Genomic DNA, 23934 nt, shown 5'->3' on the forward strand with positions numbered 1-23934 from the left:
CCGTACACCATCTCCGCCCCCGGCACGTCCCGTCGCATAGCAAGCGGTAGCGGCGCTGGGGGCGCGACACGTTGTCGCAGCCGCTGGGACGGCTCAGTTGCGCAGGCAACCGGCGGCGCCGTGGATCGTCAGGTGCAGGGCGTTGCACGGGCGCTCGTCGTCGCGGCGCGCGCGGTGGCGGTATGGTGGCCGCCACCTGCAGGTGGTTGAGCGGCTCGCGATGGGCGGCGGTCGCGATGCTGCGCCGCAGGCGCGGGTTGCGCTCGTCCGTGGCGGGCGGCGCGCCGGCGATGTGCGCCCGTCGACGTCCGTGGCAACGGCAGGCTTTCCCGCCCCGCGGCCCGCGGCTTAAGGTGCCGGCTGGACGAGGGAGCGGGGCGATGGACGAACTGCGCACGGAGGCCTACGGACCGGAGGGCGACGCGGCGCGGCACCTGCCGCTGGCGGAGCTCGAGGCGGGCCTGGCAGCGTTGCCGGCGACCCCCAGGGATGGCGGGCGACTGGCGTTGATTCTCCGCCGCCATCCCGACGGGCGGCGTGAAACCCCGCAGCGCGTCCACCTCGCCCCGGCGCAGGGCGTGCCCGGCGACGGTTGGGCGCGCCGCCCGCCGCGCGACCCGGAGGCCGAGCTGGCAGTGATCCGGCGCGACGTCGCCGAGCTGATCGCCAACGGCCAGCCGCTGACCCTGTTCGGTGACAACCTCTTCGTCGACCTCGACCTCTCCGCCGGCAACCTGCCGTGCGGCAGCCGCGTGCGGGTCGGCGACGCGGTGGTCGAGGTGACCGCCAAGCCGCACAACGGCTGCCTCAAGTTCCGCGGCCGCTTCGGCGGCGATGCGCTGCGCCTGGTGCAGGCGCCGGCGACCCGTCACCTCAACCTGCGCGGCGTCTACTGGCGGGTGAGCGAGGCGGGCGACGTGTACAGTGGGGCGCCGATCACCGTTCTGTCGCGCGGCTGAAGGCACCGGCAGCGGCTCCGGCGCGCCGCGCGCGGTCGGCCGTCAGCGCGAACATCCGCCTCGCCTGCGGGGCCGCGTCTGAGCGCGTCTGGGCGCCCGGGGCCGACGACGCGGGGTGGCGGAGTCAGCTCGGGTCCGCGGACAGGCAGCTCGGGTGAGGTGGGGGCAGCGGCGGTGGCGGCTGCAGGGGCAATCCGAGGTGCGCCAGGATGCGGGCGATCACGCGCGGGTCGGCGATGGTCGCCACCAGGCGCAGGCGCCCGCCGCAGGCCGCGCACGCCAGGACGTCGAGGCCGAAGCTGCGGCGCAGGAGCTCGACCCAGGCGACGTGGCGCGGACGGACATCCCCCGCCGGGGGCGGGCGCGGCGCGGCGGGCGGGGCGGGAGGGCGTGGGAGGGCGCGTAGTGTGCGTAGTCCGTATGAGCTGGCGATTTCACATCACCGTCAGTATCAGACGTTGGCGACCGGTAGCCCCGAGGGGGCGGCATAACGAACTGCCCGCGCCACTGGCAAGGAAGAAGTTGGTCCATCAGAGCCACAGAGCCACAGCGACGGACCAGCGCGGGCCGCGCCTGCCGCAGCACGCGCACGACGCCTACGCCGAGGCACACCCGGCGCCGGTTGTGGCCGCACCTGCCCCGTCGCATGACGAGGCGTTTGCCCGGCTCGGCATCGAGCTGACCAGGGAGAGCACCCGCAGCGGCAAGGATGCTGTCGGGATGATCGGCAACACCTACGCCCACCTCCCCAGCTCCGCGCTCTGAAGCAGGCGGGCGTGGTGTGGGGGCCGGTGAAGAACGGGCGGACGTGGACGTGGTTGACCTTTGCTGACCGGCTGCCCAAGGTGCTACCGGCGCTGAAGGGAGACGACCATGATCGAGCTGCCGCGGACCACGACGTATCAGGAGGAGATGGAGGCGCTGGGCATCCCGGCGGGGGTGAGCGAGCGGGCGTATCGGATGGCGCGGGAGGATCTGGTGACGGGGGTGATCGACCCCCTCGAAATCAACGAGGCGGCGCGCCGCTATCAGAAGCAGTTGTCCGCGAGCTAGATGTAACGGCCAAGTACGTTGTTCACCCGGGGACTCCTGGGGCAAAGAGGTTGTGCGGCAACTTCAGAGCCCAGGAGGGAATTCCCCGGATGAGACTGCACCGTAACGCGAAGACGACGCCGAAGGCGAGAGCGTTGATCGTGCAACGAGTCGAGACCGAAGGCTGGACGGTGGCGGAGACCGCAGAGGCCTTCGGGGTGAGCGAGCGCACGGTGCACAAGTGGCGCGCCCGCTGGCGCGTGGGCGGCGCGGCCAGCTTGGCGGATCGGGGCTCGGCGCCGACCCGGATCCCGCATCGGACGCAGGGGCGCCGCGAAGCGGCGATCCTGCGTCGGCGGCGCCAGCGGTGGCCGATCGCGCAGATCGCCCACCATCTGCGGCTTCCGCGGTCCACGGTCGGCGCCGTCGTGCGCCGCCATGGCCTGGGCCGCCTGCCCCCGGTGACGGCTCCCCCGCCGCTGCGGCGGTACGAGCGCGCCCGCGCCGGGGAGCTGTTGCACCTGGACATCAAAGCCTTGGGCGGCATTGGGCGCATCGGCCACCGCATCCACGGCGATCGCCGCACTCGCGTCCGCGGCATCGGCTGGGAGCAGGTCCACGTCTGCATCGACGACGCGAGTCGCGTCGCCTACGTCGAGGTCTTGCCGACCGCGACGGCCGCCGACGCCGTCGGCTTTCTGCACCGTGCCGTGCGCTGGTTTCACCGGCGGCGCATCCGCGTCGAGCGGGTCATGACGGACAATGGCTCGGCCTACGTCGCCGCGGCCTTTCGCGCCGCCTGTGACGCTCTCGGCGTGCGGCACCTGCGGACGCGGCCCTACACGCCACGGACCAACGGCAAGGCCGAACGCTTCATCCAGACCTTGCTGCGCGAGTGGGCCTATCAGCGGCCTTATCGCTCTTCGGCCTGGCGTCGGCGGGCGCTCCCGCGCTTCGTGCGCCACTACAACTGCTCGCGCCCCCACTCCAGCCTGCACTACTCGCCGCCCCTGCGTCGCCTCAAGGAGCTTGCCGCATGAACAACCTGCCTGGTTGCAACAGCTAGAGAGCAGCTCCAAGATACCCCGTACCCAGAGCCGGCCGAGCCGCTCAACGCGGCGCCCGCCGGCTTGCTGCTCTACGATCAGCCGGCTGACGTTCGGCTGATCGGGAGCGCCTATCGCCGCGGCGAGCGCGGCTTCCTGCTGGCGAACGAGGCACAGCGCCGCTGCCGGTGCTGTGCCTCACCTGCGCCGCCGACTCGAGGTCTGATTCGAACTACATCAAGATCGCGGTTCCCGGCACCGCCAGGTGAGATCACGACCCTCGCGTCGGCACCGGTGAGACCCTGCCCGCGACGGTCGAGACGACGCACTTCCGCGATCAGATCACCGTGAAGCTCAAGGACCTCCGGAAGCCGCGGACGGGGACGTACCTGGGCATCGTCCACCTCGACGAGCGAGCGCTGGTGCAGGCCGTGGCCGAGATCCAGGCCGCGGACGGCAGCGACGACAGCGCTCCCCTCCCGCCTCGCCGCCCAGCAGCGGCAACGGCGCCGGCACCGAGAGCAAGTCCAGGACCGCGAAGAAGCGCGGCGGTGGCAAGAAGAAGCGCTGACGTCGGGGCGTGCCGCACCATCGGCGCCTGTTGAAGAAGAAAATCGAACGCTCGCGGCGGCGGCGCCGACGGGAGCGGCGCCCGCCGGCCCGTCAGTTTAGCGCGGCCAGCAGGGCGCGGGCGGCGCGCAGGTCGGCGGTGTCGACGCCGTCGGTGAAGCCGGCGTAGACCGGCTCCAGCACCGCCCGGGCGCGGGCGCGGCTATTGACGTCGCCGTCGGCGGCGGCGAGCTCGGCGAGGCCGAGGGCGGCGCGCAGAGCGAAGCTGCGGGCCCCCTGTTCGCTGGCGAGATCGAGAGCGGCGCGGAAGTGGGCCTCGGCGGCTATCGGCTGGCGGCTGCGTCGTTTGCACTCGCCCTTGAGGCGCTGGAGCTCGGGGACGTAGAGGCAGTCGAGCTGCTCGCTCGACAGGCCGAGCGCTTCGTCGATGGCGGCGAGCGCCTCGCCGAGGGCGCCGCGCTGGAGCTGGATCTCCGCCAGCTGGGCCAAGCGGTAGGGATGCATGGCGCGAACGCCGATGTTCTGCAGCAACGCGAGCCCCGCCTGGGCGTTGGCGAGGCCGGCGTCGCACTCGCCCTGGAACGCCTGTGCCCAGCCGTGGTTGACCATCGCCGAGGCCAGCCAGAAGTAGATCTTCTGGTCGGTCAGCACCGGCAGGTCGCGGGCGGTGACCGCGTACGCCTGCTCGACGTCGCCCATGTCGTGCGCCAGGTTGGCGACGAAGGCGTTGGCGATCGCCTGCCCGTAGGCGGTGGGATGGGCGGCGGCCAGCTTGCACATGTCATCGCGCACCGCCAGCGCCCGCGCCGGCCGGCCGAGCATCCACTCCGACCACATCAGGTAGCCGTAGACGTAGAGGCCGCCGTCGTAGCCGTGCTCGGCGAGGAAGCTCTCGTAGCTCTTCGTCTTGTACCAGGACGTGGCGCGCTCGAGCCCCTCGCGGGCGCGCGCGAACTCGCCGCGGAAGAAGGCGTAGACCGCCGGGGTGCTGTAGCTGGCGATGAGATCGACGGCATTGGTCGACTGGGCGAGGCGTTCGAAGCTGGGCAGCAGGCGGGCGGTGCGCTCGCGGTCGCTGCGCATGATCGCCACGCCCCAGATGCCGTGCAGGACGCGCGCCGGCACGTCGGCGCCCAGCGCCTCGCACAGCCGCTGGGCGCGGACGAAGGCTTCCTCGACCGCCGGCGCCGCGTAGCCCTGGGTGGCCAGTCGCGCCGTGCCGAGCGAGGTCAGCAACGCCAGCTCGCGCACCGCCGCCTCGCGCGACGGCGGCAGCGATTCGACCTGGCGCAGGCCGCGCTCGAGGGCCTGGATCGCCTCGCGATAGGCGCCACGCCAGGCGGCGCGGTCGCCGGCGAGGGTCCAGTAATCGACCGCGTCCTCGATCTCCTCCCCCGCCTCGTGGTGCTGGGCGACCACCTCGGGCTGCTGCGCGGCGACCTCGGGGAAGCGGTGGCGGAGGGCGGCGGCCACTCGCCGGTGCGCCTGCACGCGCGGCGCGCGCAACATGCCGTCGTAGGCGACGTCGCGCACCAGCGCGTGCTTGAACACGTAGGATTCGCTGCGCGCGCTGCGCCGCGGCAGCACCAGTCCGCTCTGCACCAGCTCGCGCAGCTCGTCGCGCAGCACCCGCTCCGGCCGTCCGGCGACGGCGTGCAGCACCTCGTAGCGGAACTCGCGCCCGAGCACGGCCGCCATCTGCGCCGTCTCGCGGGCGCCGAACGACAGGCGGTCGAGGCGGGCAGCGAGCAGGTCGCGCAGGGTGGTCGGGATGACCACGCGCGCCGCCGGGTCGGCGCCGTCGCCGGCCAGCGCGCCGGATTCGATCAGCTCGCGGGCGACCTCCTCGACGAAGAGCGGCACGCCGTCGGCGCGCTGCACCACCTGGTCGAGCAGTGCCGAAGGCACGGTGGCGCCACCCACCGTCGCGTGCACCAGCTCGGTCACCTCGTCCGGTGCCAGTCGCTCGAGCGCCAGCGGGGTCACCGCCTCCGTCGGCCACGGCGGCGCGAACTCGCCGCGCGCCGTGAGGACCAGCAGCCACTGCGGCGCGGCGCCGGCGAGCGACGCGCCCTGCAGCTCCGCGACCAGCTGGCCGATCAGCTCGACCGTGGTGGAGTCCGCCCAGTGCAGATCCTCGATGACCATCACCCGCGGTTGCCGCGACGCCAGCCGCGCCAGCACCTGCACCATCGTGTCGAGCGCCACCTCTTTCTCGCGCTCCGGCGACTGGCGCGGTCCGTCGAGCTCGGGCGCCAGCGGCAGGCCGCAGACGCGCGCCAGCGCCGGCAGGCGCTCGGCGACGTTCAGATCGTTGTCCGCCAGCAGCTGCGGCAGCGAGTCCACGGCGCCGACAAGGGTCTCGACGATCGGGTAGAGCGAGCTGTCGGTGTGCGCCGGCGTGCAGCGGCTCTCCAGCAGCGTCCCCGGCGACAGCGTCCGGCAGAGTTCGTGCACCAGCCGGCTCTTGCCGATGCCGGGCTCGCCGACGACCAGCACCGCCGCCCCGCGACCGGCCTGCGCCTCCGCCCACCGATGCGCCAACATCGCGCGCTCGGACTGGCGGCCGACGAAGGGGCTGTCGGGACCGGCCGCTGCCGGGCGCTGGTCGCCGGCGAGCCGATAGATCGTGGCGCCGGCGCGCGCGCCATCCGCCGCGGGAAGCGCCTCGCAGGCCAGCTCGCCGCGCAACAGCCGCACCGTGTCGGCGCTCAGCAGCACCTCGCCGGACGCCGCCCGCGCCTCGAGCGCTGCGGCCGTCTGCGGGGTCAGGCCGGAGAGCTCGCGCAGGCCGAAGCCGCCGCCGACGCGCTGCTCGCGGGTGACCACCACGCCGGTGTGGATGCCGATGCGGATCTCGAGATGGGCGCCGTGGGTGGCGCGGTGACGCGGCGCCGCCGTGGCGACGTCGTTGCGCAGGCGCTCGGCCACCCGCGCCGCGCGTCGCGCGTCGTGCTCGTCGGCCTGGGGGTAGCCGAAGGCGATCACCAGGCGATCGGCGAGGGTGCCGACGACGTGGCCGCCGTTGCGCGTCGCCGCCTCGGCGAGCAGCGCCTGCTGGGCGTGCAGCAGCTCGTCGAGCGCCTCCACGTCGCGCGGCGGGCCGTCCTCGGTGACCAGGGTCAGGCCGCAGCTGACGATGGTCAGCTGGCGGCGCTCGACCTCGAGCGCGCCGGTCGGCGTGCCGGATGCCTCGCGGATGGCGCCCAGCGCTTCCAGCAGGCCGGCCGCCGACACGTTGCGCTTCTCGACCGCCTTCGCCGTCACCGTCTCCAGCAATGAGCGCAGGCGGCGGTCGGCGAGATCGGTGGGGATCGGCACCGGCTCGCTGCCGAGCTGGCGCATGAGGACGTCCTGCGGCGAGCCACCGCGAATGGCGATCTCTCCGGTGAGGCACTCGAGGAAGACGAGCCCCCACGAGTAGAGGTCGGAGCGCGTCGACGGCAGCTCGCCGCGCAACTGCTCGGGGGCCGCGTAGCTGGGAGTGCCGGCGAGCTCCCAGCCGCCGCTGGCGCGCGGCAGCGCCTGGTCCTGCACGTCGCGCACGAAGCCGCCGAGACCGAAATCGAGCACCAGCGCGTGGCGTCGGGCGCCGGTGTGGGCGACCATGATGTTCTCGGGCTTGAGGTCGCGGTGGACGATGCCGCGCGCGTGCGCGCAACTGAGCGCGTCGAGCACGTCCACCATCAGCTGCTCGGTCTCGGCCCGGCTCAGGCGCCCCTCGCTGCTCAGCAGCTGGCGCAGGGTCTGCCCGGGAACGAACTGGAAGACCGCGTACAGGCGCCCATCCTCCGCCTCGCCGCAGTCGATGAGCGGCACGATATGCGGATGGTAGAGCTCGCCGCAGAGCTGCATCTCGCGGCGGAAGCGGGCGTTGTCGCCACCGTCGTCGTCGTACCCGTCGCGCAGCGAGCGCAGGACCTTGATCGCCACCGCCTGTCCGGTCGACAGCTGGCGGGCGAGATAGACGGTGGAGAATGTGCCGCTGCCGATCCGCTCGAGAATCTCGTAGCCGCCCTGGAAGACGTTCCCCAGCGTGAGCGCCGGCTCGGAGGCGGGAAGCACGGGTGCGGATTCAGCCATGCGTTACGAGGGCTTTCCCCGGTAGGCAGGACCTCCCGCTTACCCCACCCCGCCGACCGCGCTCAAGGCCGAATCGCCCGCCGCCCGCCTACAGAGGGGCTGGAAGCGGGCCCGATCTCGTTCCGCCCAGCCGCCGTCTGTGCTCTCAGCGCCCCCATGTCGGACGAGATCGCCCTCCTCGATGCCACCGCGCAGGCGGAGCTGGTGCGCTACATCACCGACAAGTTCCTCGCCGCCGGCCTGGTCATCCTCGGCCGCACCAACACCCCCGAGCTCGGCCTGCTGCCGACCACCGAGCCGGAGGCGCTCGGCCCCACCCGCAACCGGTGGCAGCCATCGCACAGCTTCGGCGGCTCCAGCGGCGGCTCGGCGGCGGCGGTGGCGGCCGGCATCGTGCCGGCCGCGCACGCCAGCGACGGCGGCGGCTCCCGCCACGCGCCGCCGCACGGGTGATTCACCGCCCGACATCCGTAATGGGTTACGGCGGGCGCGGCCAACGGCGGAGCTGGCGGGGGCAACGGCGGCGGCGGCTGGCTACTGGCGGGTGAGCGCGGCGGGCGACGTGGACAGCGGGGCGCCGATCACCGTTCCGTCGCGCGGCTGAAGGCACCGGCGGCGGCTCCGGCGCGCCGTGCGCGGTCGGGCGTCAGCCCGAACATACGCCTTGCCCGTGCGCGCGGGCTTCTGGTAGGCGCGAACGAGATGGTGCGGTTGTCCAGACGTCGGCCGATGGCGCAGGCGCTCCTCGCTGCCGCCACCTTGTTGCTGCAGGTGGTGGTGCCGGCGATCCATCCCCTGCACGGCGCGGCGGCGTCGGCCGATCACGGCCGGCACGCCGCCTGCGCCCCCGTGTCGGGTCACGTCGATCACGGGCTCGGTCACGACGCGGTCGCGTGCGTCTTCTGCGCCGCCGCCGCGCAGGGGCGGGTCGGCGCGCTCAGCGCGTCGGTCGCCCCGCTCGCGGTGCGCCTGGCGCTCGACACCGTCGTTCCGTCGCTTCCGCATGGCACCACCGCGCCGTCGCTGACCCGCGCGGCGCCACGCGCGCCGCCGGCGCGCGTCTGAGCCAGCCGAGCCCCCCGTCCGATTGACCGTTCGACCGGCCCCGCGCCGCGTCGGACCCGGTGACGCGCCCGCGCGCGCCGCCGCAGGCGAGGAGACGAGTGCGATGGTCCAGTTGCCCCATCGGCGCGGCGGCATCTGCGCCGCCGTGGCGTGCGCGATGTTCGCGGCCGCGCCGCTGCAGGCGCAAGCCCCAACCGCGGCCGACTTCGAGGTGTTGAAACAACAGATGCAGGAGCTGATGCGACAGAACGCCCAGCAGCAGAAGCAGATCGAACACCTGCAGCGGCAGGTCGAGACATTGCAACGCGCGCCCACGCCGGCGGCCGTGGCGGCGCCGGCGTCGCCGAGCCCGGGAGCGGTGCAGGCGGCGGCGCCGGCGGCGACGCCGAGCGAGCAGCAGGCGCTCGACAAGGCGCTCGCCGAGGTGCAGCCGCCGACCAATCTCGAGAATCCGGCCGGCCTCAGTGCCGTCAGCGAGTCGCAGGTGCCGCCGCTGCTGTCGCAACGAGTCGGCCCGGCGGATCTGCGGCTGATCGACATCTCGTTCGACGTGCTCTCCGCCGTCGGCTCCTCCACCGCCAGCGGCCAGGACCTGCGCGATCTGCAGGCGGGCGCCCACGATCCCAACCGCCGCGGCTTCACCTTCCAGCAGGGCGAGCTGTCGCTCGCCGGCGCCGTCGATCCCTACCTGCTCGGCGAGGCGCACATCGTCTTCACCGACTCGGAGGTCGACCTCGAGGAGGCGTTCTTCGTCACCACGTCGCTGCCCTGGGACCTCCAGGTGCGCGGCGGATACTTCCTCACCGACTTCGGCCGCATCAATCCGGTCCACCCGCACGCCTGGACGTACCAGGACCAGCCGGTGGTCATCACCCGCATGTTCGGCGGCGAGGGGCTGCGCTCGCCCGGTCTCGAGCTGAGCTGGCTGGCGCCGCTGCCGTGGTTCTCGCAGCTCACCGTCGGCATGCAGAACGGCGACCAGGGCGACCTGACGGTGAGCTTCCTCGACGGCGAGGGCGGCATCGGCGGCCGGCCGGCGGTGGTCACCGGCGTCCACACGCTGCAGGACTTCGTCTACCTGACGCGCTGGGCGAACTCCTGGGACATCAGCCCCGAGATCACCGGCCTGATCGGCCTCTCCGGCACCTATGGCGCCAATACCACCGGTCCCGCCGCCTCGACCTTCATCTACGGCACTGACCTCACCTTCAAGTGGCGTCCCGCCGACAATTTCCGCGGCTGGCCATTCGTCACCTGGCAGAGCGAGGTGCTGGCGCGCGACTACACCGCGGCGGCGTACACGGCGGGCAGCGACCCGGCGTTTCCCAACGACCTGCCGAGCGCCATCCTGCGCGACGCCGGCTTCTACTCCCAGCTCACCTGGGGCTTCCGCTACCAGTGGGCGGCGGCGCTGCGCGGCGAGTACGCCTCCGGCGCCGGCCAGAGCGTGATGGACGGGATGCTGGTCAGTCGCCAGGAGGATCCGTTCCGCGGCGACCGCACGCGCATCTCGCCGCTGCTCATCTTCCAACCGTCGGAGTTCTCCCGCTTCCGGCTGCAGTACAACTACGACTACGCGACCTTCCTCCCCGGCAATCACAACGCCAACAGCGTGTGGCTCGGCATCGAGTTCCTCTACGGCACGCATGCGGCCCACAAGTACTGAGATGCGAGGCCCGACCATGAAGCGCACGATGTTCCCTGGAATCGTCGGCCTGTTGCTGGCGGCGCTGCCGACGGCGGCGGCGGAGCCGCTCAAGGTGGTCGCCACCGTGCCCGAGCTGGGGGCGCTGGTGCGCGCCGTCGGCGGCGATCAGGTTGCCGTCACCGTGCTCGCCAAGCCCACCGAGGATCCGCACTTCGTCGAAGCCAAGCCGAGCTCGGTGAAGGCGCTGAGCGAGGCCGACCTGTACGTGCAGGTCGGTCTGCAGCTCGAGATCGGCTACGCGCCGGTGCTGCTGACCGGGGCGCGCAATCCCGACGTCCTCCCCGGACAGAAGGGCCACGTCGACGCCTCGACCGTGGTCACCCCGCTCGAGGTGCCGGTGGGCACGATCGACCGCTCCATGGGCGACGTGCACCCCGTCGGCAGCCCGCACTACCTGCTGGACCCGCTCAACGGCCTCAAGGTGGCGGCGCTGCTGCGCGATGCGCTGAGCGCGCTCCGGCCCGCCGAGGCGGCCACCTTCGCCGCCAACTACGACGCCTTCCGCCAGCAGTTGGACGTCGATCTGGTCGGCCCGGCGCTGGCCAGGCGCTACGACGCGGAGAAGCTGGCGACGCTGTTCGAGTACGGCAAGTTGCTCCCGTTTCTCGAGCAGCAGGGGCAGGCGGCGGAGCTGGGCGGCTGGCTCGGCGCCCTGGCTCCCTCCCGCGGCGCCAAGGCGGTGGACGATCACCCGATGTGGACCTATTTCGCCCGCCGCTTCGGCCTCGACATCGTCGGCCACCTCGAGCCGAAGCCGGGCGTCGCGCCGACCACCAAGCACCTGCAGGAGATCGTCGAGCTGATCCGGGCGGATCGCGTGCCGCTGGTGCTGGCCGCCGCCTACTACGATCCGCGCCACGCCGACTTCGTCGCCGCGCAGACCGGGGCGCGGGTGGTGCGGATGGCGAATCAGGCCGGGGCGCGTCCGGGAACGGACGACTATCTGGCGATGGTGAGCTACAACGTCGAGCAGGTGGTGGCGGCGCTGCGGGCGGCGAGTCCGGGCGCTCCCGGATGATGCGCTGCCAGGAGCTGTGTGGGAGCGCACGCCAGAGGCGGCGCGGCGGCACCGCGATGGGCGGCGGCGCGGTCGAATGGGCGGTGGGCGCGGCGGCGGGCCGCGCCCACCGCGTGGATTACTCGCTCGGCAACGGCAGCGGCGGGCGGCCGCGCCGCGGCGGGCGCTGGCCGGTGCGGTTGGCGCGCGCCGGCAGGGTCGCCTTGGCGGCGTCCAGCCCTTCGTTCAGCAGTGCGATGACGACCGCGGTCTTCGAACACCCGAGCTCCTCGGCGACGCGGTCGATGCCTTCACTGACGTTGTCGGGCACCTTCACGTTCATCAGCTTGCTCGGCATTTTCTTGCGCTCCAAGTCCGATAGCCGCAAATCTGCTCGCATGATTCCCTGTCCTTTCTCCCATCCTCTGGCAGCAGCGACTGCTGCGTACCCCATCGTGCTACTGGAGTATCAGCCCCTTTGCAACTTCGCGGCGTCGACGATCGCTCATATGCGGCCGCTGTCGGAGGCCATGTGGTAGGCGATCCGCCGTCGACCCGCGGCGTCGCGCCGCTGCTGCGCGCCGAGGGGCTGACGCTCCGCTACCGGCAGCAGCCGGTGCTCGACGACGTGACGCTCAGCGTCGGCGCGGGCGAATTCTGGTTCCTTCTCGGCCCCAACGGCGAGGGGAAGACGACGTTTCTGCGGGCGCTGCTCGGCGAGCTGGCGCCGGCCGGCGGCCGTCTGGTGCTCGACGAGGCGGTGCGTGATCGCGCCGCGGTGGGCTTCGTGCCGCAGCGGTGCACGCCGAATCCGATCCTGCCGACGACCGTGCGCGAATTCGTCGAGCTCGGGCTGGTCGGCGTGTGTGTCGATGCGGCGCAACGCCAGGCGCGCGTGCAGTGGTCGCTGGCCCATGCCGGCCTCGCCGGCCTCGAACGCCGCAGCTATTGGGCGCTGTCGGGCGGCCAGCGCCAGCGCGCGCTGGTGGCGCGGGCGCTGGTGCGGCGGCCGTGCCTGTTGATCCTCGACGAGCCGACGAACCATCTCGATTTCCTCATCGAGCAGTCCATCCTGGACGTGCTGGCCGCGCTCAACCGCGAGGAGGGAACCACCATCCTCTTCGTCACCCATGCGCTGCACCTGGCGGCGCGCTATGGCACGCACGCGGCGCTCTTCCACGGCGGTCGGGTCGAATCCGGGCCCGCGGCCGAGCTGCTGCGCCGCGAGCGCCTCACGCGCGCCTACGGGGTGGTGCCGGCGGGGCCGGAGCCGACGGCGTGATCGCGGAGTTCCTCGCCTCGTGGCCCCTCTTCCACACCGCCTACCTGGCCGGGTGGCTGATCGGCGTGCTGCTGTCGATCGTCGGCGTGGTGGTGGTGGCGCGGAACCAGATCTTCATCGGCGCCGCGGTGGCGCAGGCCTCGACGCTCGGCATCGCCCTCGGCATGTGGGCCGGCACGGCGCTGGGGGTGGAGACGCTGAGCGGCGATCACGCGCACGGCGTGCTGTCGCTGATCGGCATCGCCTTCGCCGTCGCGGCCGCGGCGTTCACCGCCCGCGGCGGCGCGGGCGGCGTGCGCGAAGCGGCGACCGGCTGGGTCTTCCTCGCCGCCGCCAGCCTGTCGATCGTCGTCCTCTCGCACAGCCCGCACGGGCTCGAGGAGATCAACCACCTGGTGTCGTCGAGCATCATCGGCGCGCGCCAGGCGGACGTCTGGCTGTTCGGCGCGCTGGTGCTGGTGAGCGGGGTCGCGGTCGCGCTGCTCCGCGACCGTCTGATCCTCTTCGCCATCGACCCGGAGATGGCGGCGGCGGTGGGGATGCGCACCGCGGTCTGGAACACGGCGCTGGCGATCTGGCTGGGACTGGTGGTCGGCGGCGCCATGCGCGCCGCCGGCCTGCTCTACACCTTCGGCAGCCTGGTCCTGCCGGCGCTCGCGGCCACGGCGCTCTGCCGGCAGACGCGGCCGCTGTTCGTCGTCGCGCCGGCGCTGGCGCTGGCCAGCGGCGTCGTCGGCTTCGTGCTCGCCAACCACACCGACGACCCGCCGGGGCAGATGGCCGTGGTGGTGCAGGCCGGCCTGGTCGCCGCCGCCTGGGCCTGGCGGCGCTGGTAGCGCCGCCAGGCTCCACCTCCCGCGGTGCCCGTTCCCGGCGACGGCCGGGCGAGAAAGGGGGCCCAGGGCGAGAGGGCGGGGTGGAACGGACTGGACAAGTTCTGCCCTGTTTGTTCTATCCGGCTGATGCCAGCGGAGCTCAGCGAGCGCACCCGGGAGCGCATTCTCGACGGCGCCATGGCGGCGATCGCGCGCCACGGGCTCTCGAAGCTCGGGATGAGCGACGTGAGCGCCAGCGCCGGCGTCTCGCGCGGCACGCTCTACCGCTACTTCCCCAGCCGCGAGGAGCTGTTGCAGAGCCTGGCGGCCTTCGAAACCGCGCGCTTCCAGGAGCGGGTCACGGCGGCGCTGCGCGCCGCGCCCGCCGATGCCTCGCGGCTCGAGGTCGCGCTCCAACTGGTCACCCGCTACGTCGGCGAGCACCCGGCGATCCGGCGCGTCATCGAGACCGAGCCGGCATTCGTGCTCGAGTACCTGCGGCTCCAGTTCCCGGCCCTGCGCGCGATCACCGGGTCGTTCCTGGCGCCGCTGTTGGCGCAGACCGACCCGGTGCGTCGGGGGGCGGTGACCACCGAGCAGTTGGTCGATTGGATGACGCGGATGATGATCTCCGCGGTGCTGCTTCCCGATTCCGACCCCGATCGCATGGCGCACGGCCTGACGGCGGTCTACCGCCTGCTCGCCGGCGCCGCGGCGCCCCTGACACGGCGCGGCACAGGAAAGGACCGTCCATGAGCGACACGCCGATGGCGACCACGAACAAACTGTTCGGTGGCAGCATGATGAGCCCGATCGTCGACCCGTACCCGGTCTACAAGCGATTGCGCGACGACCACCCGGCGCTGCCGGTCAACACGATGATGGGCGTGATCCACATGATCACCCGCTACGACCACGTGCTGACGGTGCTGAAGGACGGCAAGACCTACTCCTCGCGCGCCAACGCCCGCGGCATCGGCATCGTCATGGGCCGCACCATCCTCGAGATGGAGGGCAGGGAGCACGTGCGCTTCCGCAACATCATCGCCCCGTTCTTCGGCCCGCGGGCGATGAAGGCGGAGACCGGCGAGCTGGTGAGCGGCGTCGTGCACCGCCTGATCGACGACTTCGCCGGCACCGGCGCGGCCGAGCTGGTGCAGCAGTTCACCTTCACCTTCCCGATGGAGGTGATGGCGAACATCATCGGCGTGCCGGTGGACGACTACCATGCGTTCCACCGCATGGCGCTCGACCTGATCAGCGTCGGCGACGACCCGGCGCGCGGCTTCCAGGCGGCGCAGGATCTCGTCACCTACCTGACGCCGCTGATGGCGCAGCGCAAGGCGGAGCCGCGCGGCGACCTGCTGAGCAAGCTGGTGCACGCCGAGGTCGAGGGCAGCCGCCTCAGCGACGAAGAGGTGCTGAGCTTCCTGCGCCTGCTCCTGCCCGCCGGGGCCGAGACCACCTACCGGCTGACCGGGAGTTGCCTCTACGCGCTGCTGCGCCATCCCGAGGTCTACGAGGAGGTGCGCGCCGACCGCAGCGCCATCGACCTGCTCATCCAGGAGACGCTGCGCTGGGAGTCGCCGGTGCAGTTCGTGTCGCGCGAGGCCACCGAGGACCTAGAATTCGAGGGGCAGGCCGTGCCGGCGGGGGCGCTGCTGTCGGTCACCGTCGGCTCCGCCAACCGCGACGAGCGCCACTTCCCCGATCCCGATCGCTTCGACCTGCACCGCAAGAACGACGACCACCTCGCGTTCGGCTTCGGCGCCCATTTCTGCGCCGGCTCGCACCTGGCCCTGCTCGAGGCGCGCACGGCGCTGAACGCGTTGCTCGACCGCCTGCCCAACTTGCGCCTCGAGGCCGATTGCGACTGCAATGTCGTCGGGCTGGCCTTCCGCTCGCCGAATCGGCTACCGGTGCGCTTCGACGCCAGGCACTGACCACGGAGATCCACTCAGGCGCACGGAGGACGATATGCCGCTCGATCCGCAGGCCCGGGCCTTTCTCGATCAACTCGCGGCGATGGGCGGGCAGCCGCTGTCGTCGATGGGCGTCGCCGAGGCCCGCCAGGCGATGGAGCTCTTGTCGCAGATGCGCGGCGCCGAGGTCGCGATCGCGTCGGCGGTCGATCGGACGATTCCCGGACCGGCGGGGACGATCCCCGTGCGCTTCTATACGCCGAACGGCACGCCGCCGTTTCCCCTGCTCGTCTACTTCCATGGCGGCGGCTGGGTGCTCGGCAGTCTGGATACGCACGACGAGATCTGCCGCTCGCTCGCCAACGGCGCCGGCTGCGTCGTGGTCTCCGTCGACTACCGGCTGGCGCCTGAGCACCGCTATCCGGCGGCGGCCGAGGATTGCCATGCCGCCACCCAGTGGTGCGCGGCGCACGCCGCCGAGCTCGGCGCCGACGCGTCGCGCATCGCGGTCGGCGGCGACAGCGCCGGCGGCAACCTCGCGGCGGTCGTCGCGCAGATGGCGCGCGATCGCGGCGGGCCCCGCCTGGTGTTCCAGCTCCTGATCTATCCCGCCACCGACGCCGCCTGCGACACGGTCTCGCAGCGCGAGAACGCCGAGGGCTACCTGCTGACGGCGCGGGACATGACCTGGTTCTGGGGCCACTATCTCGGCGAGGGCACGCCGCGGGCCAGCGAGCCCTACGCCTCGCCGCTGCGCGCTGCCACCCTCGCCAACCTGCCGCCGGCGCTGGTCATCACCGCCGAGCTCGATCCGCTGCGCGACGAGGGGGAGGCCTACGCCGCCGCACTCGAACGCGCCGGCGTCGCCGCCAAGGTGACCCGCTACGACGGCATGATCCACGGCTTCTTCGGCATGGGGGCGATGATCGACAAGGCCAAGACCGCGGTGCAGGAAGCCGCGGGCACGTTGCGGATCGCGTTTCGACGCTAGCGCGCGCCACCGAGACGCCAGAGGCGCGCGGGGGACGGCGCTGCCCTCCGTGTGACGCCGTGGCCCGCTGGGGTGATCGATGTACCTCCTGTCGCGACTGCTGACGCTGGTCGAGGACCTGCGCGAGATCCCGCACTACAAGCGCATCGGCGACGCCCTGAAGCGGGCGGCGGCCGACGGCTTCCGCACCTGCGGCTACCTGATGCGCGAGCAGGCGGAACGCATCCCGGACCGCCCGCTGCTGCGCTTCGAGGAAGAGGAGGTCAGCTTCGGCGCCTACAACGCGGGGGTGAACCGCTACGCGCACCTGCTCGCCGGCGCCGGCGTGCGGCGCGGCGACGCGGTGGCGATCATGATGGAGAACTCGCCCGACTTCCTGATGGCGGAAGGGGCGATGGCGAAGCTCGGCAGCATCGGCGCGCTGATCAACACCAACCTGCGCGGCGCGGCGCTGGCGCATGTCCTGGCCACGTCGACGGCGCCGGTCGTGCTCGCCGACGCGGCGTGCGCCCCGGCGGTCGCCGAGCTGGCGCCGATCGAGGGCCGCACCGTGTTCGGCGACGGCGCCGCGGGCGTGTCCGGGTTCCGCCGGCTGCGCGAGGAGCTGGCGGCGGCGCCGACCGCCGAGCCGAACATTCCCGACGTCACCGTGTCGGACGTGATGCTGTACATCTACACCTCCGGCACCACCGGTCATCCCAAGCCGACCATCATCCGCCACTCGCGCTTCACCATGGGCGGCCAGTCGCTGCGCATCGTCCTCGATCTGCGCGACGGCGACTGCTCGTACGCGCCGACGCCGCTCTACCACGGCTACTCCAACTTCGTCGGCTTCGCGCCCGCCTTCCACGCCGGCACGACCTTCGCCTCGCGCCGCAAGTTCTCCGCCAGCGCGTTCCTCGAGGACGTGCGGCGCCACGGCGCCACCCACTTCATGTACGTGGGCGAGCTGTGCCGCTACCTGCTGCGCCAGCCGCCGACCGCGCACGACCGCGATCACCGGCTGCGCATCGCCACCGGCCCGGGGCTGCGCCCGGACATCTGGCAGGCGTTCGTCGATCGCTTCGGCATCGCGCGGGTGATCGAGACCTATGGCCAGACCGAGGCGAACCTCAGCCTGATGAACCGCCGCGGCCGCGTCGGGTCGGTCGGGCGCGCGGCGCCGTTCACGCACGGCCAGCTCAAGCTGGTGCGGTTCGACCACGACGCGCAGCGGCCGCGCCGCGGCGCCGACGGCTTCCTCGTCGAGTGCGGGCCCGGCGAGGTCGGCGAGCTGATCAGCCTGGTGGCGCAACACACGACGATGAGCTTCGATGGCTACGTCGACAAGGCGGACAACGAGGCGAAGCTGCTGCGCGACTGCTTCACGACCGGCGACTGCTATCTGCGCACCGGCGATCTGCTGCGCCGCGACCGCGCCTCGTACTACTACTTCGTCGACCGCATCGGCGACACCTTCCGCTGGAAGGGCGAGAACGTCGCCACGGCGGAAGTGGCCGAGCTGCTCAACGCCGCGCCGGGCGTCAGCGAGACGGCCGTCTACGGCGTCCGCGTCCCCGGCACCGACGGCCGTGCCGGCATGGCGCTGGTCGTCCTGCAGCCCGGCGCGACGTTCGACCCCGCCGCCTACCACGCCTTCGCGACGCGCGTGCTCCCGCCCTATGCGCGTCCGCTCTTCGTGCGCGTCGGCGAGGCGATGGACGTCACCGGCACCCTGAAGCACACGAAGACGCGTCTGCAGTCGGAGGGGTACGACCCGGCGCGGATCCACGATCCGCTGTGGTTTCGCGACGACGCCGCGAAGACCTACGTGCCGCTGGACGCCCCGTTGAAGGCTCGCATCGACAGCGGCGCCGTTCCGCTGTGAGCGCGGCGGCCTCGGCGGGGAGGCGCGTCACCCGAGCATGATCATGCCGCCGTCGACGGCGAAGCACTGTCCGGTCATGAAGTGCGATGCGTCGCTGGCCAGGAACACCATGACCGGCGCCATGTCGCCGTCGGGGTCGCCGAGCCTGCCGCCGAGCGGCACCACGTGCTGCATCGCCATGTCGTGGATCATGCGTTCCTGATCGCTCATGCGCGACCGCCAGGCGTCGTACATCGGCGTCCAGATCGCCGGCACCACCGAGTTGACGGTGATGCGGTACTTCGCCCACTCCTGGGCGACGGTGCGGGTCCACGCCATCACCGCGCCCTTCGAGGCCGAGTAGTGCGCCGATCCGGCCTGGCCGCGGATACCGGCGCCGGAGCCGAAGTTGATGATGCGGCCGCCGCGCGCCTTCAGGTGCGGGAACGCCGCCTGGTTGGTGTAGAGCGTCCCCTTCACGTTCACCGAGAAGATCAGGTCCCACTCGGCGTCGGCGATCTCCTCCGCCGGCGTGCGCCGCTCGACGCCGGCGACGTTGGCCATGATGTCGAGGCCGCCGAGCTCGGCGACGGCGCGGTCGACGCTGGCGAACACCGCGGCGCGGTCGGCGATGTCGCACGCGAGGAAGGTCGCGCCCGCCTCGGCGCAGACGCGGGCGCCGTTGTCGGCGTCGACGTCGAGCGCCACCACCCGCGCCCCCTCGCGCGCATAGGCGCGCACCGTGGCGGCGCCGATGCCGCTGGCCCCTCCGGTGACGATGGCCCGCTTGTCGGTGAGCAGCATGGAGCGCCAGAAAGCCGACCGCCGCGGGCTCGTCAAGGCCGCCAGCCGAGCGCGACCACGGCGAGGGCCCGCGGGGCGGGACCGCCGCGTCCCGATTTCGGGCCGACTAAGGGTTTTCCCCAAGTTCTGCGAGCGGGCGAAGTCTGATAACGGCGGATCCACGGGTTGGGTCTCGGGTGGCGCGGGCGTGAGCAAGATCTGGCAGGCACTCAAGGAAGCCGAGCAGCACCGCGAGCCGGCGGTCGCCGGAGTGCCGTCGCCACACGAGAGGCTCTCGGCGGAGGAAGAGGCCGCGCTGTGCGCTCTGCTTGCGCATGGCTCGGTGCCCGCCGCCGCCGCGGCGTGCGGCCTGAGCCAGGGCACGCTCGAGAGTTGGTTGCGGACGCCGCGCTTCGTCGCCGTCTACCACGCGGCCAGCCGGGCGGCGCGCGCCCGCCGCTAGTTTCGGGCCGCACCTCAGCCCCTTGCCGCGCGCGCGGTCGACGTGCCGCCAGCAAGCGTCACATTCCGGGCGCGCGTCGTGCCGCGTGGTGTGCTACAAGCGGCGCCGCGCGGTGAGGGGGAGGTGGCACCGGGGTTGCTGGATCGCCTTCATCACCGTCGTCGGTTCATGAAGGCGTTGCACCTGGGAAGAAACCGAGCGGGGCGGCCGAGCGCGTCGATGGCCGCGCTGCTCCTCTGGCTGGCGGTCGCCGCGCCGGCCGCGGCGGTGGTGAGCGGCGTCGGCGGCGAGGTGCGTTACTACAGCGGCGACGCGATGGTGCCCGACGTCACGGTCGATCTCATCGGCGCCGGGCAGATGAGCACCACCACCGACGACCACGGCGCCTATGCCTTCGGCGATCCCGGCGGCGGCGATTGGCAGGTGGCGCCGCGCAAGCTGGGGGGCGGCGGCACGGGCGTGAGCACGCTCGACGCCAGCTATGCGCTGCAGTCGGTGGTCGGCCTGCGCAGCCTTTCCGACATGCAGCGCCTGGCCTGTGACGTGACTGGCGACGGCACCGTCAGCGCGCTCGATGCCGCCCGCATCCTGCAACTGGTCGCCGGCATGCGCGCCCAACTGCCGGCGGCGGAGAGCTGCGGCTCGGACTGGGTGTTCATCCCCGACCCGGCGGCGGCGCCCAACCAGCGCCTGCTCGCGCCGCAGATGGCGCCGATGTGCCAACCGGGCGCCATCGCCTACGAGCCGCTGGCGACACCGATCGACAGCCAGAACTTCCTCGCCATCCTGCTCGGCGACTGCACCGGCAACTGGCTGCCCCCGGCGTCGCCGACCGCGACACCCACGGCCGCGCCGCCGACCGCGACGCCGGCCGTCCCGTCCGCCACCGACACGGCAGCGAGCACGGCCACCGGCACCGCGACGCCGACAGCGACCCCGCCGCCGGCGCCGAACGCCACCAGCACCAGCACCGGGACGGTGACCCGCACCGGCACGCGGACCAGCACGCCGACCAACACCGCGACCCCGACGCCGCCGTCGACGGCGACCCGCACCGCGACCGCGACCTTCACCGCGACGCGCACCAGCACGCCGACCAGCACCGCGACCGCGACCGCGCAGGCGACGGCGACGCGCACCGCTACGCTCACCCCCACGAGCACCTTCACGATCACCTTCACCCGCACGGCGACCGAAACGCCGACGCGCACCCCCAGCAACACCGGCACGCCGACCCGCACCGGCACCCGCACCCAGACCTCGACGCCGAGCGCCACCCAGACGCCGACGCCGACCGCGACCTGCATCAGCGGCCTCGGCTGGAACATCTCGGCGCCGCTGCTGGTCAGCAGCCAGAGCGGCGGCAACGTGTGGCTGAGCCGCACCGTGCCGACCGACGCCGGCTGGGGCGTGTTCTGGCTGCGCAACGATCCGGGCGCCCCGAACGTCGCCCGCCTCTATTACGCGCACGTCGACTTCGCCGGCAGCATCACCGTCGCGCCGATGCTGCTGACGTCGATTCCGAAGATCGCCTTCCGCGACCACTACTACATGGTCACCTGGAACGCCGGGCACTACGCCCTGCTCACCGCCGAACAGGCGAGCCTCTACTACCAGACGGTGTCGCTCGCCGGCGGCATCAGCCAGCGCCACGTCGTCGGACCGCCGCTGTTCGTCGATCCGCAGTACGACGAGGAGGCCGACGGCGACGTCTACCCGTATCCCGGCGGCTTCATGGGGGTCGTCGAGGGCGAGTGCGCCGGCCACTCCTGCAGCTACGCGTTCAAGCTCGACACCAACGGCCAGGCCACCAGCTCGGTGGTCAACCTCGTCGACTTCGACCTGACCCACCAGTTCTATCCCAGCGCCGCCTTCGACGGCAGCGGCTTCGCCATTCTCAGCGTCAAGGACATCCAGATCGCCACCGGCGGGGTGATGACCAAGTACTGGTCGGCCAGCGGCAGCATGAGCAGCCACGTCAAGGTGGTGCAGAGCAAGCCGTACCTGTGGGACGAGTTTCCCGACATCGCGTACAACGGCGACCACTTCGCCGCCCTGTGGACCGAGAACTCGGCGCGCTCGCACACCGCCCCATGGCAGATCCACTTCGCCACCTTCCGGCGCAGCGCCAGCGGCGGCAGCGACATCGCCGATCGCGTCATCGACGTGGTGGCGCAGAAGACCAACCATCGCTGGACGACCCAGGTGCACCCCATGGGCAACGACTGGGTGGCGCAGTACGCCAGCCGCGCCGCCGACGGCTCGATCGTCGCCGTCTACGAGCTGCTGGGCGACGACGCGCGGACCGGCATCGCGCTCGAGCCGTTCCCGCTCTCCGCCGACGCCCTGGGCTCCAGCCGCCACACCGCGCCCGCGGTGTTCGGCGTCCTCGGCATCGCCCGCGGCTCGGCCGTCGGCAACGGCACCACGGTCGAATTCTACACCCTCGCGCCGCCGAGCTGTCAGTAGTCGCGGCGATGGCGCCGGCGCGCGATCCGCGCTACGACTGCGCCGGCGGACGAGGAGGGGATGGCGATGCGCGTGCGGCAGTGGCTGGTGATCGGCGCGGCGCTGCTGGCGGTGGCCGGCGGCGGCTGCGCCACCAAGAAGAAGCGGATCACCGCGGCGGACATCGCCGGCACGGTGGTGCTCGAGACCTACCGGGTCAATCTCGGCTGGAGCTACGAGCTCGAGGGCCTGTACATCGACGGCGACGGCGGCGTCTGGACCTACGCGCAGCACGGCACGCCGTGGTACCCGGAACGCCTCAAGACCGATGAGCTCAGCGAGCGCGACCTGCTGACCAAGCACAAGGGCGCGCGCCGCATCGGCACCGTCGACCTGCCGCGCCTGGTCGAGATGGCGCGGCTGGTGCCCGGCGCCGCCAAGGGCCCCATCACCCGCTCGCATCCCGAGCACGAAGGCAGCGGCGCGCTCGATGTCGCCTACCGACTCGACAAGCGCACCCACACCTACACGGAGATCATCCTCACCGGCACCGGCGACCTCACCGCCACCAACGGCAGCGGCGAGGCGCGGGCTCTCATCGACTACCTGCGCGAGGTCGAGGCGCAGGTCGGCTACCAGTGACGGCGGGACGAGCGGGGCTCGAGCCATGCCGCCCTCCACGCCCCACGCCGGCGGCCGCGTGTCCCTCGTGGTCATTCGCGTGCGGATGTGGTTTCGCTGCTGAGCGATGACCGCCGCCTTCCACGACATCGCCAGCATCGATTACCCGATCCTCGACGCCGACGCGCACGTCTACGAGCCACCGGACGTCTGGCAGGCGCGGGTGGCGAGCCGTTGGCGCGAGCGGGCGCCGAAGGTGGTGCTCGTCGACGGCGAGCAGACCTGGTCGTTCAACGACGGCGAGCGGTTGCGCCCGATCGGGCTGATGGCCGCCGCCGGCGCCAGCTATCTCGGGTTCCGGCCGTCCGGGCTCACCTACGAGACGATGCGCCGCGGCTGCTTCGATCCGGCGGCACGCCTCGCCGACATGGACGCCGACGGCATCCACCTGCAGATGCTCTACCCGAGCGTCTGCGAGGAGGGGGCGCGCATGTTCGGCGACGACCGCGACCTGCAGCGCGCCTGCGTCCGCGCCTACAACGAGTGGCAGCTCGAGCTCTGCGCCGCCGGCAGCGGCCGGCTCTTCGGTCACGCGGTGATCCCCGCCAGCGGCCTCGCCGACGCGGTCGCCGAGCTGGAGTGGGCGCTCGCGCGGGGATACCGCGGCGTGCTCGTCTCCACCTTTCCCAACGGCACCGTCGAGCCGTCGCCCGACGACGATCCGTTCTGGGCGCGCGCCGCCGAGGCCGGGGTGCCAGTCGCCCTGCACATCGGCAGCTTCCACGGCGACGGACCGGTGCAGCGCCGCCGCTTCGACCCCGCCGCCGTGCTGCCGCGCGCCGCCACCAGCAAGTCGGGCGCGAACACCGTGCCGCTGGTGGCGCGGATGATCTTCTCCGGCATGTTCGACCGCGTGCCGGCGCTGCGCGTGCTGCTGGTCGAGGCGAACATCGGCTGGATCCCGGCGATGCTCGAGCAGACCGACGACATGTTCCTGCGCTACCGGTGGTTCACCGACACCGTCGCGGCGGTGCCGTCGCTTCCCAGCCGGGCCTTCCATCGCAATTGCTGGGCGACGTTCATGATCGACACCGTCGGCCTCGAGCTGCGGCACCGGCTCAACCTCGACCACCTGCTGTGGTCGACCGACTATCCGCACACCGGCACCGACTGGCCGAACAGCCGGGTCACCATCGCCCGCCAGTTCCGCGGCCTGCCGGCGGCCGAGGTGCGGCGGATGCTGCACGACAACTGCCGCGCCCTGTACCGCCTCGACCACGTTCCCGAGCGCTGGCCGGGCTGA

General features: G+C 72.3%; 21 protein-coding genes. 18 read left to right on the plus strand and 3 right to left on the minus strand.

Features of this window, described 5'->3' with window-relative positions; translation table 11 throughout:
* Nucleotides 1–380: 380 nt before the first annotated feature.
* The 4 genes from KF840_23690 (at nucleotide 381) to KF840_23705 (ending at nucleotide 3031) form a co-directional block, all read left to right on the plus strand.
* Complete coding sequence (locus KF840_23690; GenBank protein MBX3027908.1) at nucleotides 381–959, plus strand: MOSC domain-containing protein; 579 nt, start codon at nucleotides 381–383, stop codon at nucleotides 957–959.
* Nucleotides 960–1481: 522 nt separating this feature from the next.
* Nucleotides 1482–1724, plus strand: a complete 243-nt coding sequence (locus tag KF840_23695) for a hypothetical protein (protein ID MBX3027909.1) — start codon at nucleotides 1482–1484, stop codon at nucleotides 1722–1724.
* A 108-nt stretch (nucleotides 1725–1832) separates the two neighbouring features.
* Nucleotides 1833–2012, plus strand: coding sequence for a hypothetical protein (locus KF840_23700; protein MBX3027910.1), 180 nt, complete (start codon nucleotides 1833–1835; stop codon nucleotides 2010–2012).
* An 89-nt stretch (nucleotides 2013–2101) separates the two neighbouring features.
* Nucleotides 2102–3031: an IS481 family transposase gene (locus KF840_23705; GenBank protein ID MBX3027911.1), complete on the plus strand. Its 930-nt coding sequence runs from the start codon at nucleotides 2102–2104 to the stop codon at nucleotides 3029–3031.
* A 669-nt stretch (nucleotides 3032–3700) separates the two neighbouring features.
* Here KF840_23705 and KF840_23710 read toward each other — a convergent pair.
* Nucleotides 3701–7690, minus strand: a complete 3990-nt coding sequence (locus KF840_23710; protein ID MBX3027912.1) for a TOMM system kinase/cyclase fusion protein — start codon at nucleotides 7688–7690, stop codon at nucleotides 3701–3703.
* A gap of 156 nt (nucleotides 7691–7846) precedes the next feature.
* Here KF840_23710 and KF840_23715 point away from each other — a divergent pair, with 156 nt between their 5' ends.
* The 4 genes from KF840_23715 to KF840_23730 all read left to right on the plus strand — a co-directional run bounded on the left by KF840_23715 (nucleotide 7847) and on the right by KF840_23730 (nucleotide 11481).
* On the plus strand, nucleotides 7847–8143 hold the full coding sequence (locus KF840_23715) for a hypothetical protein (GenBank protein ID MBX3027913.1): 297 nt from the start codon (nucleotides 7847–7849) through the stop codon (nucleotides 8141–8143).
* A 276-nt stretch (nucleotides 8144–8419) separates the two neighbouring features.
* Nucleotides 8420–8755 (plus strand): hypothetical protein, encoded by a 336-nt coding sequence (locus KF840_23720; protein ID MBX3027914.1) that lies wholly within the window; start codon nucleotides 8420–8422, stop codon nucleotides 8753–8755.
* Between the two features lie 103 nt (nucleotides 8756–8858).
* A complete protein-coding gene (locus KF840_23725) occupies nucleotides 8859–10421 on the plus strand; it encodes a bZIP transcription factor (protein ID MBX3027915.1) in 1563 nt (520 codons plus the stop codon).
* A gap of 16 nt (nucleotides 10422–10437) precedes the next feature.
* Nucleotides 10438–11481, plus strand: a complete 1044-nt coding sequence (locus tag KF840_23730) for a zinc ABC transporter substrate-binding protein (protein MBX3027916.1) — start codon at nucleotides 10438–10440, stop codon at nucleotides 11479–11481.
* Between the two features lie 118 nt (nucleotides 11482–11599).
* On the opposite strand, the gene KF840_23735 is transcribed toward KF840_23730, so the two are convergent.
* On the minus strand, nucleotides 11600–11818 hold the full coding sequence (locus KF840_23735; GenBank protein MBX3027917.1) for a hypothetical protein: 219 nt from the start codon (nucleotides 11816–11818) through the stop codon (nucleotides 11600–11602).
* Between the two features lie 174 nt (nucleotides 11819–11992).
* On the opposite strand from KF840_23735, the gene KF840_23740 reads away from it, so the two are divergent.
* The 6 genes from KF840_23740 to KF840_23765 all read left to right on the plus strand — a co-directional run bounded on the left by KF840_23740 (nucleotide 11993) and on the right by KF840_23765 (nucleotide 18337).
* Nucleotides 11993–12742, plus strand: coding sequence for an ABC transporter ATP-binding protein (locus tag KF840_23740; protein MBX3027918.1), 750 nt, complete (start codon nucleotides 11993–11995; stop codon nucleotides 12740–12742).
* A complete protein-coding gene (locus tag KF840_23745) occupies nucleotides 12739–13578 on the plus strand; it encodes a metal ABC transporter permease (GenBank protein MBX3027919.1) in 840 nt (279 codons plus the stop codon). Before KF840_23740 ends, KF840_23745 begins: the two co-directional genes overlap by 4 nt.
* A gap of 126 nt (nucleotides 13579–13704) precedes the next feature.
* Nucleotides 13705–14313 carry a TetR/AcrR family transcriptional regulator gene (locus tag KF840_23750; protein ID MBX3027920.1) on the plus strand — a complete coding sequence of 203 codons (609 nt, stop codon included), beginning with the start codon at nucleotides 13705–13707 and terminating at the stop codon, nucleotides 14311–14313.
* Complete coding sequence (locus tag KF840_23755; GenBank protein ID MBX3027921.1) at nucleotides 14310–15500, plus strand: cytochrome P450; 1191 nt, start codon at nucleotides 14310–14312, stop codon at nucleotides 15498–15500. Before KF840_23750 ends, KF840_23755 begins: the two co-directional genes overlap by 4 nt.
* Before the next feature lie 34 nt (nucleotides 15501–15534).
* Complete coding sequence (locus KF840_23760) at nucleotides 15535–16470, plus strand: alpha/beta hydrolase (protein MBX3027922.1); 936 nt, start codon at nucleotides 15535–15537, stop codon at nucleotides 16468–16470.
* Nucleotides 16471–16549: 79 nt separating this feature from the next.
* Nucleotides 16550–18337: a long-chain-acyl-CoA synthetase gene (locus tag KF840_23765; GenBank protein MBX3027923.1), complete on the plus strand. Its 1788-nt coding sequence runs from the start codon at nucleotides 16550–16552 to the stop codon at nucleotides 18335–18337.
* A gap of 27 nt (nucleotides 18338–18364) precedes the next feature.
* Here KF840_23765 and KF840_23770 read toward each other — a convergent pair whose 3' ends face one another.
* Nucleotides 18365–19120 (minus strand): SDR family oxidoreductase, encoded by a 756-nt coding sequence (locus KF840_23770; GenBank protein MBX3027924.1) that lies wholly within the window; start codon nucleotides 19118–19120, stop codon nucleotides 18365–18367.
* Nucleotides 19121–19307: 187 nt separating this feature from the next.
* On the opposite strand from KF840_23770, the gene KF840_23775 reads away from it, so the two are divergent.
* The 4 genes from KF840_23775 (at nucleotide 19308) to KF840_23790 (ending at nucleotide 23934) form a co-directional block, all read left to right on the plus strand.
* Entirely contained in the window at nucleotides 19308–19562 is a 255-nt protein-coding gene (locus KF840_23775) for a hypothetical protein (GenBank protein ID MBX3027925.1), read from the plus strand.
* A gap of 219 nt (nucleotides 19563–19781) precedes the next feature.
* The gene (locus tag KF840_23780) at nucleotides 19782–22031 is read left to right on the plus strand and encodes a dockerin type I repeat-containing protein (protein ID MBX3027926.1); all 2250 of its coding nucleotides are present in this window, start codon (nucleotides 19782–19784) and stop codon (nucleotides 22029–22031) included.
* 60 nt (nucleotides 22032–22091) lie between these two features.
* Nucleotides 22092–22652: a hypothetical protein gene (locus KF840_23785; protein MBX3027927.1), complete on the plus strand. Its 561-nt coding sequence runs from the start codon at nucleotides 22092–22094 to the stop codon at nucleotides 22650–22652.
* Nucleotides 22653–22758: 106 nt separating this feature from the next.
* Nucleotides 22759–23934, plus strand: a complete 1176-nt coding sequence (locus tag KF840_23790) for an amidohydrolase (GenBank protein ID MBX3027928.1) — start codon at nucleotides 22759–22761, stop codon at nucleotides 23932–23934.

This window comes from bacterium (assembly GCA_019637795.1).
Taxonomy (GTDB): Bacteria; Desulfobacterota; Binatia; order HRBIN30; family CADEER01; genus JAHBUY01.

What these genes read in the sequence shown, in the direction of transcription:
- KF840_23725 (MBX3027915.1), top strand. Translation starts at nt 8,859, where the DNA reads ATGGTCCAGTTGCCCCATCGGCGCGGCGGCATCTGCGCCGCCGTGGCG.
- KF840_23715 (MBX3027913.1), top strand. Translation starts at nt 7,847, where the DNA reads ATGTCGGACGAGATCGCCCTCCTCGATGCCACCGCGCAGGCGGAGCTG.
- KF840_23755 (MBX3027921.1), top strand. Translation starts at nt 14,310, where the DNA reads ATGAGCGACACGCCGATGGCGACCACGAACAAACTGTTCGGTGGCAGC.
- KF840_23760 (MBX3027922.1), top strand. Translation starts at nt 15,535, where the DNA reads ATGCCGCTCGATCCGCAGGCCCGGGCCTTTCTCGATCAACTCGCGGCG.
- KF840_23720 (MBX3027914.1), top strand. Translation starts at nt 8,420, where the DNA reads ATGGCGCAGGCGCTCCTCGCTGCCGCCACCTTGTTGCTGCAGGTGGTG.
- KF840_23785 (MBX3027927.1), top strand. Translation starts at nt 22,092, where the DNA reads ATGGCGATGCGCGTGCGGCAGTGGCTGGTGATCGGCGCGGCGCTGCTG.
- KF840_23780 (MBX3027926.1), top strand. Translation starts at nt 19,782, where the DNA reads ATGGCCGCGCTGCTCCTCTGGCTGGCGGTCGCCGCGCCGGCCGCGGCG.
- KF840_23705 (MBX3027911.1), top strand. Translation starts at nt 2,102, where the DNA reads ATGAGACTGCACCGTAACGCGAAGACGACGCCGAAGGCGAGAGCGTTG.
- KF840_23690 (MBX3027908.1), top strand. Translation starts at nt 381, where the DNA reads ATGGACGAACTGCGCACGGAGGCCTACGGACCGGAGGGCGACGCGGCG.
- KF840_23700 (MBX3027910.1), top strand. Translation starts at nt 1,833, where the DNA reads ATGATCGAGCTGCCGCGGACCACGACGTATCAGGAGGAGATGGAGGCG.
- KF840_23770 (MBX3027924.1), bottom strand. Translation starts at nt 19,120, where the DNA reads ATGCTGCTCACCGACAAGCGGGCCATCGTCACCGGAGGGGCCAGCGGC.
- KF840_23790 (MBX3027928.1), top strand. Translation starts at nt 22,759, where the DNA reads ATGACCGCCGCCTTCCACGACATCGCCAGCATCGATTACCCGATCCTC.
- KF840_23710 (MBX3027912.1), bottom strand. Translation starts at nt 7,690, where the DNA reads ATGGCTGAATCCGCACCCGTGCTTCCCGCCTCCGAGCCGGCGCTCACG.
- KF840_23765 (MBX3027923.1), top strand. Translation starts at nt 16,550, where the DNA reads ATGTACCTCCTGTCGCGACTGCTGACGCTGGTCGAGGACCTGCGCGAG.
- KF840_23750 (MBX3027920.1), top strand. Translation starts at nt 13,705, where the DNA reads ATGCCAGCGGAGCTCAGCGAGCGCACCCGGGAGCGCATTCTCGACGGC.
- KF840_23730 (MBX3027916.1), top strand. Translation starts at nt 10,438, where the DNA reads ATGAAGCGCACGATGTTCCCTGGAATCGTCGGCCTGTTGCTGGCGGCG.
- KF840_23735 (MBX3027917.1), bottom strand. Translation starts at nt 11,818, where the DNA reads ATGCCGAGCAAGCTGATGAACGTGAAGGTGCCCGACAACGTCAGTGAA.